Source organism: Pantoea sp. CFSAN033090, from assembly GCF_001264395.1.
In the GTDB taxonomy this organism is placed as follows: Bacteria; Pseudomonadota; Gammaproteobacteria; order Enterobacterales; family Enterobacteriaceae; genus Pantoea; species Pantoea agglomerans.
In genome coordinates this window covers 94911-108569 of sequence record NZ_LGYX01000015.1, presented here as the reverse complement: position 1 = coordinate 108569, position 13659 = coordinate 94911, and the positions used below count along the sequence as shown (strand labels likewise).

The window sequence follows — 13659 nt, the reverse complement described above, 5'->3', positions numbered from 1 at the left end:
CGTTTCCCTTGTGCATGCGGAGTCGCTGCTCCTGGCAACCGTTCAAAGTTAATGCTGGCGTGAAAGGGGAAGCAGGAGATCTAGGCTGACACACAGGATCGAATCCTGATGGATGACACAGATTCATCCTGCTTCCTGTAGTGGGAGCTAACCACTACAGAAAACAAGATACAAGGGATGACGGATTTTGCGACTTTCCGATCTGATCCTGTTTCCTTTGCAGGCGCGATCTCACCGCTGACCTTCAAACCACCGCGCGTCACAAAGCAAAAACCCCGCCGAAGCGGGGTTTTTGATAAAAAGTCGAAGCTGACCGTTCAGGCAGATTGCTTAAACCACACGTCGCGTATCTGGTTTTGGGGGGAAGAGTCGCTTGATTAGTGCTGGAGATTGGGTCACTGAAGATTGTCAGCGAAAATCTACCTTACTTAGCGTTAGCGAATGTGATTTGCTGTCATGAGATATATAGAAGTAAGGCGTAACATTACCTTCCTTTTCCCATTTTTCAGACCATCCATTATGCTCCACCGCCCTGTAACCTAAGGACGCCAGATAATTTTTAACCTCAACTAAAGGAGCATCCGTGCTGTAAACAATACTACTTTCCTGCGGTTGACTACCATCCTGCGCGGTAAACGTAAAATGATATGATTCAGATGCACGTGGGGCCCTCCTGATATCCCTGTCAGTGTATAGATAATATGCCCATAGATTTGACTGAGTGTAACCTTCATCCCGTTCAGCAACCTTCTGCATACTAAAATCAATCAGCAGGAAAATAATGATAATGACAGCGCCGATTGCAGCGATCCTTTTTAACATTTTCACTCTCTGTTTACTGAAATGCGTTAATGATTCCGGCTTTATCATTAGACCGTCGCACTATGTCATCATTCGGAGTAAATTTATATGGCATAACCTGTTTCATAAATCGCGGAAGCTGACCTTTATAAGGGCGTGGGCAGGTGAATTTTTCTATAGGATCAGGAAATAACAAGGGTAAAAAACCCGTGTTCTTATAACGACTAATCGGTCCATAATGGTCCCATCGGCGTAGGGCTGATTCTTTGCTGGCAATCTTAAGTTCTCCCCAATATACGCGGGGATAATTAACTTTATAGAAACCAAATAAGTCCGATACAAGATCCTCGCCACTGAAACCGCTATCAGTATACCAACTGAACCAGGGCATTGACTGCCAATTTTCAAAAGCGACAGCAGTACTCATCATCATCACCAATGCAATACTCTGCCTTTCTGTGAGAGTTCTCCCTTTTTTTATCTCCCAGACATTAAAGCGACCAGTAGCAAACCGGCTGATCCCCATAGTTTGTTCATAACGCACCCGGTAATAAGAATCGCTGCCAGCTTCACCAGTGGAGAACTGTGCCATAAGTTTACGAACATCATCTCCGCGAGCGTGACCCATATCAAGCCAGCCAAGCACTCCTGAATAAAGAAGCCCATGCCTAATCCCGTTTTCTGAACCAAATCGGGATGAATCCAGGATTTCTCCACGATTGCTCAAATTGGGTACCTCACAAATCCACGAGTCATAATTCCCTCTATTTAATTTCCATTTACCCTGTGAGGAATATTACAAAATTTAACCACAATAACAATAAGCACAAACCACAGGAAAAGCTCTATTTAGTGAATACCAGGTGTACGGTAACCTGCGAAAAATGATGCACCGGTATTAGCTGTACCTGTACTCAGTATCGAATATTTTGCTATATAGGCAATGCTTGGACTTTGTGATGTATATGAAGCTGTAATTGCTGTTGATGTAAATGCAAAAAGTTTTTCATTCTCTGTAGTCGTCTGCCCAGGGACGCTGAGCATGATGCACCAAACTTCGACATTGATCGCTGCATGCTTATACCCTGCAAAGCAAAAACCCCGCCGAAGCGGGGTTTTTGATAAAAAGTCGAAGCTGACCGTTAAGCCGGGTTCTGTCGTGGACAGTCATTCATCTAGGCCAGCAATCGCTCACTGGCTCAAGCAGCCTACCCGGGTTCAGTACGGGCCGTACCTTGTGAACCCCTATTTGGCCTTGCTCCGGGTGGAGTTTACCGTGCCACGAACTGTTGCCAGTCGCGCGGTGCGCTCTTACCGCACCCTTTCACCCTTACCTGATCCCATTTCTGGGCCATCGGCGGTTTGCTCTCTGTTGCACTGGTCGTAGGCTTGCGCCTCCCAGGCGTTACCTGGCACCCTGCCCTATGGAGCCCGGACTTTCCTCCCCTCTGCCCGTCTCCCCACAAGTGAGGACGACGACAAAGCGGCGACTGTCTGGTCAGCTTCGGCGCGGGATAATAGGACATTCGCCGGCGTTTGTCACGCCTCTTGCTGCTCCAGCGCATACTTATAAAGCGCATTTTTCTTCACGCTGTGGATCTCAGCGGTCAGCGCAGCCGCACGTTTCAACGGCAGCTCTTTTTGCAGCAGCGCCAGCGTACGCAGCGCATCGGCCGGTAACGCATCTTCATCATCAACTTTGTACCCTTCGACAATCAGCACCATCTCGCCTTTGCGACGATTCTCATCTTCTTTTACCCACGCCAGCAGCTCGCCGACCGGTGCACCGTAAATCGACTCCCAGGTTTTGGTCAGCTCGCGCGCCAGCACCACGTAGCGTTCGGCACCCAGCTCACTCACCATATCCTGCAGGCTGTCGATCAGACGGTGGGTCGACTCATAGAAAATCAGCGTGCGCGGCTCCTGCACCAGCGCCCGCAGGGCGTCGCAACGGCCTTTGGTTTTGGCGGGCAGAAACCCTTCGTAACAGAAACGATCGGATGGCAGCCCTGCAGCACTTAATGCAGCAATGGCAGCACAGGCGCCCGGCAGCGGCACCACACGGATGCCCGCTTCACGGCAGCGACGCACCAGATGGTAGCCTGGATCGTTGATCAGCGGCGTGCCAGCATCAGAAACTAAGGCTATGCTTTGACCCTCCTGCAGCTTCGTCAGCAGCAGTTCAGCCTTGTGCTGCTCGTTATGGTCATGAAGTGAGAAGAGTCGCGCATTGATGGCGAAATGTTGTAGCAACAGTCCGGTATGACGTGTATCTTCCGCAGCGACCAGATCGACGCTCGAAAGCACCGTCAGCGCCCGCTGGGTGATATCACCCAAATTACCAATCGGGGTTGGAACGATGTAGAGCGTGCTGGCAGAAATCTCTGCCCGATCGAGTTGTTTCATTGTTTCATCCGAATTGCCGATTTAATATTGAGCATCTTGAAAAAAACATCACTGGATACAGTATGCTTCCTTCAAAAGTCGTTCGTCATAAAGCAGGACGCTTTCTGCCTGTCATTCTTGCTGGGCTGATTTTAGCCGCATGTAGCGGTCAGGGGCCGCAAACCTCAACCGTCAATATTCAGGGGCCCGTCACAGCCAGCTCCGCTTACTATCTGCAGCAAGCGCAGCAAAGCAGCGATGATAGCAAGACCGACTGGCAATTACTTGCAATCCGCGCCCTGTTGAAGGAAGGAAAGTATCCTGAGGCGACTCAGCAACTGAGCCAGTTGCCGCAGCAGCTCTCTGAGACGCAGCAACAGGAATCCCTGCTGCTGAAAGCGCAATTGCTGATTGCACAGCAGAAGATCAAAGACGCCGAACCGCTGTTAGCGGCAGTGAAAACCGGCGCACTGTCGCAGGATCAGCTGGCGCGTTACTACAGCCTGCAGATCGCCAGCGCACAGGGTCGCCCTTCACTCTCGCTGCTGCGCAACTATATTGCCCAGGAGCCGCTGCTGAAAGGCACCGATCATCAGGGCAATATCGACGCCACCTGGCAGACACTGACCCAGATGTCGCCGCAGGAAGTCAGCAACCTGGTCATCAATGCCGATGAAAATGTGCTGCAGGGCTGGCTGGATCTGCTCGCGGTCTGGCGCGCCAACACGCAGGATGCCGAGATGCTCAAGTCAGGCATCAAAGACTGGCAGACCCGCTATCCGCAGAACCCGGCGGCCAAAACGCTGCCGACGCAGCTGAGCCAGATGCAGAACTACACCAAAGCCTCAACCAGCATCATCGCGCTGCTGCTGCCGCTGAATGGCCAGGCTCAGGTATTCGCCAACGCGATTCAGAAAGGCTTTAATGATGCGAAGAATGGCATCTCCGCGCCGGTCGCTCAGCCTGCGGCAGCTCAGCCCGCCGCTGCTGATGCAACCGCCAGCACCCAACCCGCTGCCGCGGCTGGTTCTTCCACCGATCCCATCAGCGCGCCGCAGCAGCAACAGCCTGCCGACGCGACGCCACAGCCTCAATCACAGCCTGCTGCCGCAGAACCGGCCAGCAACGCACAGATCAAGGTCTATGACACCAGCAGCCAGCCGATTGAACAGGTGATGCAGCAGGCACAGCAGGATGGCGCCACCATCGTGGTCGGTCCGCTGCTGAAGAGCAACGTTGAGAAGGTCGCCAACAGCCAGACGCCACTGAATGTGCTGGCGCTCAACGAGCCGGAAAAGATCCAGAACCATCCGAATATCTGCTACTTTGCGCTTTCTCCTGAAGACGAAGCGCGCGATGCGGCGCACCATATCTGGGATCAGGGCAAACGCCAGCCGCTGTTGCTGGTTCCGCGCAGCGGACTGGGCGATCGCGTCACCAATGCCTTTGCTCAGGAGTGGCAGACGCTGGGTGGCAGCACGGTGATGCAGCAGCGCTTTGGTTCGACCTCAGAGCTGAAACAGGGCATTAACAGCGGCGCGGGCATCAGCTTATCCGGTACGCCAGTGAACGCTGCACCTGCCGAGCCGCAGGGTGTTACGATTGCGGGCCTGACTATCCCGGCACCGCAGCAGAACACGCCAGATGTGGTCAGCACCAGCAGCGGCGGCGGCGTCGATGCGGTCTATATCGTTTCAACGCAGGACGAACTGCAGCTGATCAAACCGATGATCACCATGCGCACCGGCAGTCGCAGCAATATCTCGCTCTACGCCAGTTCGCGCAGCGCGCAAGCCGGTGCCGGCCCGGACTTCCGTCTGGAAATGGATGGCCTTCAGTTCAGCGATATTCCGCTGCTCTCCGGCAGCAATCCTGGCCTGATGCAGCAGACGTCGAAGTCATTCAATAATGACTATTCGCTGGTGCGTCTCTATGCCATGGGAATGGATGCCTGGACGCTGGCGAATCACTTTAACCAGATGCGTCAGTCACCTGGCTTTACGCTGGACGGCAATACCGGCAAGCTCAGCGCCGACACGGATTGTGTGATCAACAGGAAGTTGACATGGAACCAGTATCGTCGGGGCGAAATCGCACCGGCCAACTAAATCGGCGTCAGACTGGCGCCAGGTATGAAGAAGATGCCCGGCGCTATCTGGAGCAGGCTGGCCTGATATGGGTCGCCAGTAATGTTCACTTTCGCAATGGTGAACTTGACCTGATAATGCGTGACGGGCACTGTTGGGTGTTTGTTGAAGTTCGCTACCGACGCGATGCGCGTTATGGTGGCGCGCTCGCCAGCGTAACCCGGAATAAACAACAAAAGCTGCTGCGCGCTGCCGCTCTCTGGCTGGCGCAACGCGGCGGCAGTTTTGAAACAGTGAATTGCCGTTTCGACATCATCGCCATTACCGGCACGGCGCTCGAGTGGCTGCCGAATGCCTTTAATGCAGACGTTTAGAACCAGGTGGTCGTGTGCAGGACAGAATTAAAGCGTGTTTTACCGAAAGTATTCAAACTCAGATTGCCGCAGCCGAAGCGTTGCCCGATGCCATCTCCCGCGCCGCTATGACGCTGGTGCAGTCGTTACTGAATGGCAATAAAATCCTGAGCTGTGGCAACGGTGCCTCATCCGCCAATGCACAGCACTTCGCCGCCAGCATGATCAACCGTTTCGAGACCGAACGCCCAAGCTTACCGGCGCTGGCGTTGAGCGCCGACAACGTGATGCTGACCGCGATTGGTAATGACCGCCTGCACGATGAGATCTATGCCAAGCAGGTGCGCGCCCTGGGACACGCAGGCGATGTGTTACTGGCTATCTCAACCCGTGGCAACACCCGTGACATCGTTAAGGCCGTGGAAGCGGCGGTAACACGCGATATGACTATCGTTGCGCTTACCGGGTATGATGGCGGAGAGCTCGCCGGACTGCTGGGTCCGCAGGATGTGGAGATCCGCATTCCGTCGCACCGCAGCGCCCGTATTCAGGAGATGCATATGCTCACCGTTAATTGCTTATGCGATCTGATCGATAACACTCTCTTTCCCCATCAGGAATGACCGAAGGAGCACGAATGAAAGCATTGAATGCTATAGCTATTCTGTTAACCGCCATGCTGCTGCAGGGCTGTGTTGCGGTTGTGGCGGGCGGCGCAGCCGTTGCCACCAAAACGGCCACCGATCCCCGTTCAGTGGGTACGCAGGTTGACGACGGTACGCTGGAGCTACGCGTGACTAACGCGCTGGCAAAAGATCAGCAGATTAAAACCGATGCGCGCGTTGTCGCCACCGCCTATCAGGGCAAAGTGTTGCTGACCGGTCAGGCGCCTTCACAGGAGATCGCCAATCGTGCCAAACAGATCACCATGGGCGTTGATGGCGCAACCGAGGTCTATAACGAGATCCGTATCGGCCAGAAAGTGACGCTGGGCACCACGTCGTCAGACACCTGGATTACCACCAAAATCCGCTCGCAGCTGCTGGGCAGCGATCAGGTGAAATCGTCCAATGTGAAAGTGACGACGGAGAATGGCGAAGTGTTCCTGCTGGGTCTGGTGACACCGCAGGAAGCGCAGGCGGCGGCTGATGTCGCCAGCCGCGTCAGTGGCGTGAAGCACGTCACCACGGCCTTCACCATGCTGAAGTAATACGCAAAACGCAAAAAAGGCGGCCATGGCCGCCTTTTTTATTGCCCGATGTTCAGACCGGAATGTCGATGACCAGTGCGCGGGTCGCGGTTTTCGCCGTCAGTTGCAACAGCTTCTCTTCCTGTAAAAAGGCACCATCGCCACAGCCCAGCTTCTCCTGATGATCCGTGCCGGACATCGCTTCCAGCGAACCGTGAATCGACTGCAGATAGGCACGCGGCCCCTGTAACCGCAGCGAATGTTTTTCGCCTGGTGCCAGCTCGACCTGATGAATCCACACCTGCTGACGCAGTTGCAGACTGTCGTCCATGCCATCCGGCGAGGCGATCAGCTGGGACAACCGGCCATCCGTCAGGGCGATTTTCTGCATCCGCGGATTTTCACGCTCCGGACAGGCGGCCAGCCAGAGCTGCATGCGTGTCAGCGGTCGATCTTTGCTCAGGTTCATTTCGGTGTAACTCACACCCGGCTGGGCAGAGAGCAGCAGCGCCTCCCCTTCCCGCACGCTGATGGTGTTGCCTTCGCTGTCGCGGTATTCAGCTTCACCCTGCAGCACGATGTTCAGCACATCAACCTGTGGATAGGTGCGCGGCTGAAAAGCGGCACCCGGCGCCAGCACTTCCTGGTTCAGTACGCGCAGCGACGCGTACCCCATCAGTTTGGGATCAAAATAGTGGCCAAAAGAGAAACTGTAGCGCGCCTGTAACCAGCCGAAATCGGCCTGACCACATGCGGACGCACTGCGTGTCGTTATCATTGTTTACCTCCAGCATCCGGTGACGAGGATCGGCCACGGACTATATGCTCCCATGGTAAAAGTCTGGACGCCGGATTGTTAGCCAGTTAATCTGCCGGGCATGTTCAAATTTCCTGACAGAGAACCGGGATGGCTAAAGAGCGTGCGTTAACCCTTGAATCTTTACGCGTTATGGATGCGATTGATCGGCGTGGCAGTTTTGCCGCGGCGGCGGATGAACTGGGGCGCGTCCCTTCCGCCCTCAGCTACACCATGCAAAAGCTGGAAGAGGAGCTGGATGTGGTGCTGTTTGACCGTTCCGGTCACCGTACCAAATTTACTAACGTGGGACGCATGCTGCTGGAGCGTGGCCGGGTGCTGCTGGAAGCAGCCGATAAGCTCACCACCGATGCGGAAGCGCTGGCACGTGGCTGGGAAACCCATCTGACCATCGTCACCGAAGCGCTGGTGCCTGTTGATGCGCTGTTTCCGCTGGTGACGCGGCTGGCCGACAAGGCCAATACGCAATTTTCGCTGGTGACGGAAGTGCTGGCGGGCGCGTGGGAACGGCTGGAACAGGGCCGGGCCGATATCGTGATCGCTCCCGATATGCACTTCCGCGCCTCCACCGAGATCAATACCCGCAAGCTCTACACCATGATGAGCGTCTATGTCGCCAGTGCTGACCACCCGATTCATAACGAGCCAGAACCCCAGTCTGAAGTGACGCGGGTGAAATACCGTGGCATTGCGGTCGCAGATACCGCGCGTGAGCGTCCGGTGCTGACCGTGCAGTTACTGGATAAGCAGCAGCGCCTGACCGTGAGCAGCATGGATGACAAGCGCCGTGCGCTGCTGGCTGGCCTGGGCGTGGCGACCATGCCCTATTCGCTGGTGGAGCAGGATATTGCGGAAGGCCGTCTGCGGGTGGTGAGTCCGGAATATACCCGCGAGGTCGATATTATTATGGCGTGGCGGCGTGACAGCATGGGCGAAGCAAAATCCTGGTGCCTGCGTGAGATCCCGCGCCTGCTGGCGAAGAAAAACTAAAGCGCCGATTCAGGGCGAGGGCCACGAGCGGCTCAGGCAATCCATCGCCACTGCCCTGAAGCGGGTGAAATCGGTGCTTTCCCGCAGGCGGGTCATCGCCCTTTCACGCAGGAACGTCACAAACAGATCGTATATCGCCATCGCCTCTTCATATTCACTTTTGCTGATCGCCAGCAGGAAAATGACATAGGCAGTATCGTCTCCCCAGGCGATGCCGTGCGGTGCCAGCACGGTGTAAACCACGGTTTTCTTTGCCAGCAGCCCCAGCGAGTGCGGCAGCGCAATGCCTTCGCCGAGCATGGTGCTGACAATCGCTTCGCGCTCTTCAACCGACGGATAGAACGCCGCATCCACAAATCCCTCCGCCTCCAGTTGATCGCACAGCTGGCGAAACAGTTCAGACTGGGTCATCGGCCTGTCGACGATATGAAAGTGCTGGGCATCAAAAAATTTCGCCAGCATATAGGGCCGGGTACGGTCCACCAGCACCAGCTTGCCAATCTGTTCCAGCTGAAAACCGGTGGGAAACGGCGACATCACCACCACCGGCTTCTCTTTTTCGCTGAGCCGGATGGTAGAGATAACAAAATCTTCGTCGATGCGGCTGCGCGCCTCATACTCGCGCTGAGACAGGCGGGCCGTGACCTGCAACTGCGGATATTTGCGCAGCAGCATCGCCTCAATCATTCGCAGCGTAGAGTTACCGCTGTCGCAGACCAGCAGCACCTGCGGATGACGCTGATAACCGACGTCATAGTGGCGCTCCAGCCCGACACCGATATGCAATACCAGAAAGCCAATCTCATTCTCGGTGATGACGTAAGGGGTATATTTTCCCCAGCTGGTCACCGCCGCTAAGGTGACATCATAGGCCATGGGATAGTGCTGTTTGATGTTGCTGAGCAGCGGGTTGGGAATATGAATCTGATAGCGCACCCGCGTAATCATGGTTTTGATGTGAGTGAGCAGGTCAGCACGCAGCTGCTGATCGTTTTGCAGATTGAAGTTGTAATGCGTGTTGATAAAGCTGAGCAGATAATCCACCAGCGCGTCGGCGTCATCAGCATTGATGGCGCTGGGAGCAATCGCCTGAATGCGTCGCGCGGCGATATTGACCCGCAGCCAGTTCTCTTCCGCCGGTGAAATCGGTTTGCTGACCAGCGGACGCATCAGATTAATCAGGTGATGGGCCGCTTCACGCACCTCATCACCAATCTCCTCTGCACCCGGATCGTTAAGCGGATAGCCTTCACTGATGCGCCGCACCGCCACGGCGCAGTAAAGCCGCAGATAGCGTTCACCCTCATCGCTGAGCCGAATGTTGTGCTGAGCAAAACAGCTTTGCAGCAGCGGGCGCAGCGTCTCCAGCATGCCGCTGTTCAGCGCTTCGATAGTCAGCAGCGGGCTCTCGGGCTGCGCCTGATCAATTTGCCATAACAGGTCGGTCAGGCAGGTACGAATTGCCACTTCGCTGCCAAACAGCTTCATGCCGTAGTGTGGCTTGCTCTCAATGGTGAGGTGATAGCGCCCCAGCCATTCGCGCACCTCCGCCATATCATTCTGCAGGGTCGCGCGGCTGACAAACCACTCCTCTGCCAGCTCTTCAAGTTTCAGGGAATAAGCGGCGGTAAGAAAGCGGGTCAGCAGGTAGCGAACCCGATCCGGCGAGGTGCGCGGTACCCGCAGCGGCGACGCGGTATGCTGTTGCAGATGCTGAAAGCGCTGAGCATCCTCAATCTTCAGCTGATAGCCCGCGCCGCGATTGAGGACAAACTGCGCGCCATGTTCTGCCAGCAGCGCATTCAGCGCCGTGATATCGGTACGCACGGTGCGTGTCGAGACGGCGAAACGCCGCGCCAGCTCATCCTGAGGCAGCGTTTCGTTTTGCATGGCATCGAACAGTTGCGCAAGGCGCTGATTGGGAAATCTCACAAGCGTTACCTGTTTGCAGACAGAAATAGGGAACATCAGCCTACGGAGATCGTCTCGCAACGTCCATGTTGCGCGATCTGCCTGTTGCAGGCAGATCGTGTTGATCTCTAAGCCAGCAGCGTTTTACAGATGGCCAGCAACTGCTTCACATCTTCAACGCGGGTCTCTCCGCTGGCTTTGTCGATGATCGAACTGTAGACGTGCGGGATCACTTTGCTGACGCCCGACTCCAGCGCTATGCGCACGATCTCACCGAAATTTTCCAGATCGATGCCGCCGGTTGGCTCCAGCCAGAAATCCAGTTTTGCACAGGCTTCCGCCACAGCGCGATACTCATCCACCGCCTGCAGACCGCCCATCGGGAAATATTTTACCGAGCTGCCGCCCATATCCTGCAGCATCGCGATCGCCGTTTCGACGGGCACAATCCCGTCACGCTGTTTTGAGCTGCGCGGTCCGGTGGAGATTTTCACCAGACCTGGCGTGCCGGTGGGCGAGATCAGACCGTTCACTATCGTCTGCGACTGCCCCAGCAGCGCACGGCTGGTGGCGACGCCGGTAAAGACCTGATTCACATGCTGCGGTTGCAGCACTGCCGCGATCTCACTCACCATCTGTGACTGGTTGGGATCGCCCGCACCCAGACCAATCGAGAGCGCATTATCGATCAGCGCGGCATACTCGCGCATATCGGCGATAGCGGCTTCATTGCTGGCGTAGTTTTTCGACAGCACGCCGACCAGCACATGCCCTTCTGCCGCCTGCCAGATAGCGCGTGCATTCTCTTTCGATCCCGCCAGTACGTTAAGGCAGAGACGATCCTGATAGAAATTGGGGGTCAGCGTCATGCGTTTTTCTCTCCGTTTAACAGTGCCTGAATGCGGGTAAAAATAGTGTGCAGTTGATCGGCGCTGACGCTGCGCACGTCCGCCTCAATGATCCCTTCGTTGGCTTTGTAGCCACGGAAGTAGATCGCCACATCGCCGCTTTTCAGCGCCTGCACCAGATCGCCGGTGCGCTGCTGGATCGCGGCTTCGTCGAACTTGATCTCAGCCCGGGCGATGTCGCGTCCGGCGGCATCCCACACTACCCGGGCCGTCACGCCATTCAGACTGTTGAGCTGTTCAATAAACGGCGTCATTTTTTCTGCCATCTGCGCGCCGCTGATTTTTGGCTGCGTCAGATAGTTTTCAATCGCCTGGGTCAGCCCCAGGATCCCCTCTTTGCCCACTTTCATCGCGCGGCCAATGCCGTTGGTCTGGCGTTTGACCCACTCAACATAGTGGTGTCGGCCAATCACCAGCCCGCTGGTCGGCCCTTCAATCGCTTTTGCTCCGCTGTAGATCACCAGATCGGCACCCGCCTGGTAGTAGCATTGCAGATCCTCTTCCGCTGCCGCATCGACGATCAGCGGGACGCCATGCTGGCGCGCAACGGCTGCGGCCTGCGCCACATCGAGATGGCTCTTCTGCACACAGTGGTGCGATTTTACATAGAGGATCGCCGCGGTCTGTGGGGTGATCGCCGCCGCCAGCTGGGCGGGTGAGCACTCGTTGCTGTAACCCGCTTCCACCAGTTGCCCGCCACCCAGTGCCACCATGCTGCCGACCGGTGCGCCATAGTTCACGTTGTGCCCTTTCGGCACCACAATCTGATGCGGGACGGTCAGCGGCGCGGCATGCAGGTTATCCACCAGCCAGTCGTTGTCTTTCACAATCACCGCCGCCACGCTCTGGGCGATACCGGCCGAGGCGCAGGAGACCACCAGCGCGTTCTCCACCTTCAGCAGACCGGCGATATAAGCACCGGTCTTATCCACCAAATCTTTCATTTCGAAGTAGTGATCGAGGCCATATTTCACCGTATCGATCACCTCACTCGATGGCGTAGAGACGCCGAGGATCGTCATACGGCCAGAGGCGTTAATCACCGGCTTCAGGCCATACTTTTCATATACCGAGGTCATGCGCTATTCCTTCTTCAGTCGCGATCCACGTACCAGCAACGACGGCCGCCAGCGGGACCAGATGCTTCTCACCTGCGACCTGTTCACCTTCTGAATCGATGAATGGCCGGGTTTCCTCTTTGACGCTAAACACTGTCAGATCGGCGTCGTAGCCCACTTTCAGCTGGCCTTTGCGCTGCAGGCGCAGTCCTGCCGCCGCATTGACCGTTACGCAGTCAATCACCTGCGGCAGGGTCATACCGACACTGAAAAATTTCGACATCACATGCGCCAGGTTGTGAACCGGTCCGGCCAGACGATTGCGGCAGTAGATGTCAGAACTGATGGTGTCGGGCAGAATGCCCTGCGCAATCGCCGCGCGGGCGACTTCAAAGCTGAAGCTGGCACTGCCGTGGCCGACATCAAGTTTGACGCCACGCGCGATAGCCTGTTTTACCGCCGCTTTGAGTTCGCCCTGCGGCGTCAGGATACGGTTGGGTTTGCCGTTAAAGCAGTGCGTGATGATGTCACCCGTGGTGAGCAGATCCGCAATCTGGTCGAGATTGGGCGGATTATTGCCAATGTGAACCATCAGCGGCAGCCCGCCGGTTTGCTGCTGGATCGCCTTCGCTTTGATCAGCGGCTGCACACCATTCTCGCCCACCACGCTGCTGCTGATGCGCGCCTTGAGGCCGACAATAAAATCGGGCAGCCGCGCCACCGCCTGCTGCACCGCCTCGCCATCTATCTGCGTCATGTCAGCCAGCTCATTCTGGGTGACGATACCGGTGCGGGCGATATTGATCAGCGCATAAACCTGGGTCTGTGCCGCGCGTGTCAGCCGGTAAAAGTCATCAATGTGCTCTGCGCCGGTGCTGCCCGCATCGACAACCGTGGTGACGCCATGCGCAACACCAATCGCATCCGCTTCATCATGATAAATCGGTGATTTGGGATAGCAGTGAACGTGGGAGTCGATCCAGCCTGCGCTGAGGTAGTAACGGCCAGCCAGATCGCGCTCGCGCTCTGCGTTGCCCTGCACCTTGCCTATGGCGGCGATGCGGCCATCCTGCAGGGCAATGTCGACCACCTGCTCATCGCTGAGACGCGCACCGCGAATAATCAAGTCGTACATGGTTTCTCCTTAACGATAGCCCGCT

The 13659-nt window shown here is 56.2% G+C and carries 13 protein-coding genes and 1 other RNA gene; 5 read left to right on the top strand and 9 right to left on the bottom strand.

Annotated features, from left to right (window positions below; translation table 11 throughout):
* Nucleotides 1-408: 408 nt before the first annotated feature.
* From AFL22_RS14880 to rsmI, 4 genes are all read right to left on the bottom strand, one after another.
* A complete protein-coding gene (locus AFL22_RS14880; RefSeq protein WP_232526493.1) occupies nucleotides 409-822 on the bottom strand; it encodes a hypothetical protein in 414 nt (137 codons plus the stop codon).
* A 13-nt stretch (nucleotides 823-835) separates the two neighbouring features.
* On the bottom strand, nucleotides 836-1528 hold the full coding sequence (locus AFL22_RS14875) for a hypothetical protein (RefSeq protein WP_010699784.1): 693 nt from the start codon (nucleotides 1526-1528) through the stop codon (nucleotides 836-838).
* A gap of 400 nt (nucleotides 1529-1928) precedes the next feature.
* Nucleotides 1929-2307, bottom strand: an RNA gene (gene rnpB / locus AFL22_RS14885) — RNase P RNA component class A.
* Nucleotides 2308-2340: 33 nt separating this feature from the next.
* Nucleotides 2341-3207 carry a 16S rRNA (cytidine(1402)-2'-O)-methyltransferase gene (rsmI, locus tag AFL22_RS14870; protein ID WP_045139595.1) on the bottom strand — a complete coding sequence of 289 codons (867 nt, stop codon included), beginning with the start codon at nucleotides 3205-3207 and terminating at the stop codon, nucleotides 2341-2343.
* Between the two features lie 62 nt (nucleotides 3208-3269).
* Here rsmI and AFL22_RS14865 point away from each other — a divergent pair, with 62 nt between their 5' ends.
* From AFL22_RS14865 to dolP, 4 genes are read left to right on the top strand one after another with little or no spacing between them, the layout of a single operon-like run.
* A complete protein-coding gene (locus tag AFL22_RS14865; protein ID WP_045139594.1) occupies nucleotides 3270-5294 on the top strand; it encodes a penicillin-binding protein activator in 2025 nt (674 codons plus the stop codon).
* Nucleotides 5252-5647, top strand: coding sequence for a YraN family protein (locus AFL22_RS14860; RefSeq protein ID WP_010699787.1), 396 nt, complete (start codon nucleotides 5252-5254; stop codon nucleotides 5645-5647). The genes AFL22_RS14865 and AFL22_RS14860 overlap by 43 nt, the downstream gene beginning before the upstream one ends.
* Before the next feature lie 14 nt (nucleotides 5648-5661).
* Nucleotides 5662-6249, top strand: coding sequence for a DnaA initiator-associating protein DiaA (gene diaA, locus AFL22_RS14855; RefSeq protein WP_010256507.1), 588 nt, complete (start codon nucleotides 5662-5664; stop codon nucleotides 6247-6249).
* A 14-nt stretch (nucleotides 6250-6263) separates the two neighbouring features.
* Nucleotides 6264-6836: a division/outer membrane stress-associated lipid-binding lipoprotein gene (gene dolP / locus AFL22_RS14850; protein WP_003855537.1), complete on the top strand. Its 573-nt coding sequence runs from the start codon at nucleotides 6264-6266 to the stop codon at nucleotides 6834-6836.
* A gap of 52 nt (nucleotides 6837-6888) precedes the next feature.
* On the opposite strand, the gene AFL22_RS14845 is transcribed toward dolP, so the two are convergent.
* On the bottom strand, nucleotides 6889-7593 hold the full coding sequence (locus tag AFL22_RS14845; RefSeq protein WP_010256500.1) for a pirin family protein: 705 nt from the start codon (nucleotides 7591-7593) through the stop codon (nucleotides 6889-6891).
* Nucleotides 7594-7722: 129 nt separating this feature from the next.
* Here AFL22_RS14845 and AFL22_RS14840 point away from each other — a divergent pair, with 129 nt between their 5' ends.
* Entirely contained in the window at nucleotides 7723-8622 is a 900-nt protein-coding gene (locus AFL22_RS14840; protein ID WP_010256496.1) for a LysR family transcriptional regulator, read from the top strand.
* Nucleotides 8623-8631: 9 nt separating this feature from the next.
* Here the strand turns inward: AFL22_RS14840 and AFL22_RS14835 are convergent, their stop codons facing one another.
* The 4 genes from AFL22_RS14835 to AFL22_RS14820 form a co-directional block, all read right to left on the bottom strand.
* On the bottom strand, nucleotides 8632-10554 hold the full coding sequence (locus tag AFL22_RS14835) for a PRD domain-containing protein (protein WP_052271686.1): 1923 nt from the start codon (nucleotides 10552-10554) through the stop codon (nucleotides 8632-8634).
* A gap of 107 nt (nucleotides 10555-10661) precedes the next feature.
* The gene (locus tag AFL22_RS14830) at nucleotides 10662-11402 is read right to left on the bottom strand and encodes a KDGP aldolase family protein (RefSeq protein ID WP_052271685.1); all 741 of its coding nucleotides are present in this window, start codon (nucleotides 11400-11402) and stop codon (nucleotides 10662-10664) included.
* Nucleotides 11399-12520 (bottom strand): DgaE family pyridoxal phosphate-dependent ammonia lyase, encoded by a 1122-nt coding sequence (locus tag AFL22_RS14825; RefSeq protein WP_052271684.1) that lies wholly within the window; start codon nucleotides 12518-12520, stop codon nucleotides 11399-11401. Before AFL22_RS14825 ends, AFL22_RS14830 begins: the two co-directional genes overlap by 4 nt.
* Nucleotides 12504-13634, bottom strand: a complete 1131-nt coding sequence (locus AFL22_RS14820; RefSeq protein WP_052271683.1) for an amidohydrolase/deacetylase family metallohydrolase — start codon at nucleotides 13632-13634, stop codon at nucleotides 12504-12506. The genes AFL22_RS14825 and AFL22_RS14820 overlap by 17 nt, the downstream gene beginning before the upstream one ends.
* Nucleotides 13635-13659: the final 25 nt, after the last annotated feature.

What these genes read in the sequence shown, in the direction of transcription:
- AFL22_RS14880 (WP_232526493.1), bottom strand. Translation starts at nt 822, where the DNA reads ATGTTAAAAAGGATCGCTGCAATCGGCGCTGTCATTATCATTATTTTC.
- rsmI (WP_045139595.1), bottom strand. Translation starts at nt 3,207, where the DNA reads ATGAAACAACTCGATCGGGCAGAGATTTCTGCCAGCACGCTCTACATC.
- AFL22_RS14865 (WP_045139594.1), top strand. Translation starts at nt 3,270, where the DNA reads ATGCTTCCTTCAAAAGTCGTTCGTCATAAAGCAGGACGCTTTCTGCCT.
- AFL22_RS14860 (WP_010699787.1), top strand. Translation starts at nt 5,252, where the DNA reads ATGGAACCAGTATCGTCGGGGCGAAATCGCACCGGCCAACTAAATCGG.
- dolP (WP_003855537.1), top strand. Translation starts at nt 6,264, where the DNA reads ATGAAAGCATTGAATGCTATAGCTATTCTGTTAACCGCCATGCTGCTG.
- AFL22_RS14845 (WP_010256500.1), bottom strand. Translation starts at nt 7,593, where the DNA reads ATGATAACGACACGCAGTGCGTCCGCATGTGGTCAGGCCGATTTCGGC.
- AFL22_RS14840 (WP_010256496.1), top strand. Translation starts at nt 7,723, where the DNA reads ATGGCTAAAGAGCGTGCGTTAACCCTTGAATCTTTACGCGTTATGGAT.
- AFL22_RS14830 (WP_052271685.1), bottom strand. Translation starts at nt 11,402, where the DNA reads ATGACGCTGACCCCCAATTTCTATCAGGATCGTCTCTGCCTTAACGTA.
- AFL22_RS14825 (WP_052271684.1), bottom strand. Translation starts at nt 12,520, where the DNA reads ATGACCTCGGTATATGAAAAGTATGGCCTGAAGCCGGTGATTAACGCC.
- AFL22_RS14820 (WP_052271683.1), bottom strand. Translation starts at nt 13,634, where the DNA reads ATGTACGACTTGATTATTCGCGGTGCGCGTCTCAGCGATGAGCAGGTG.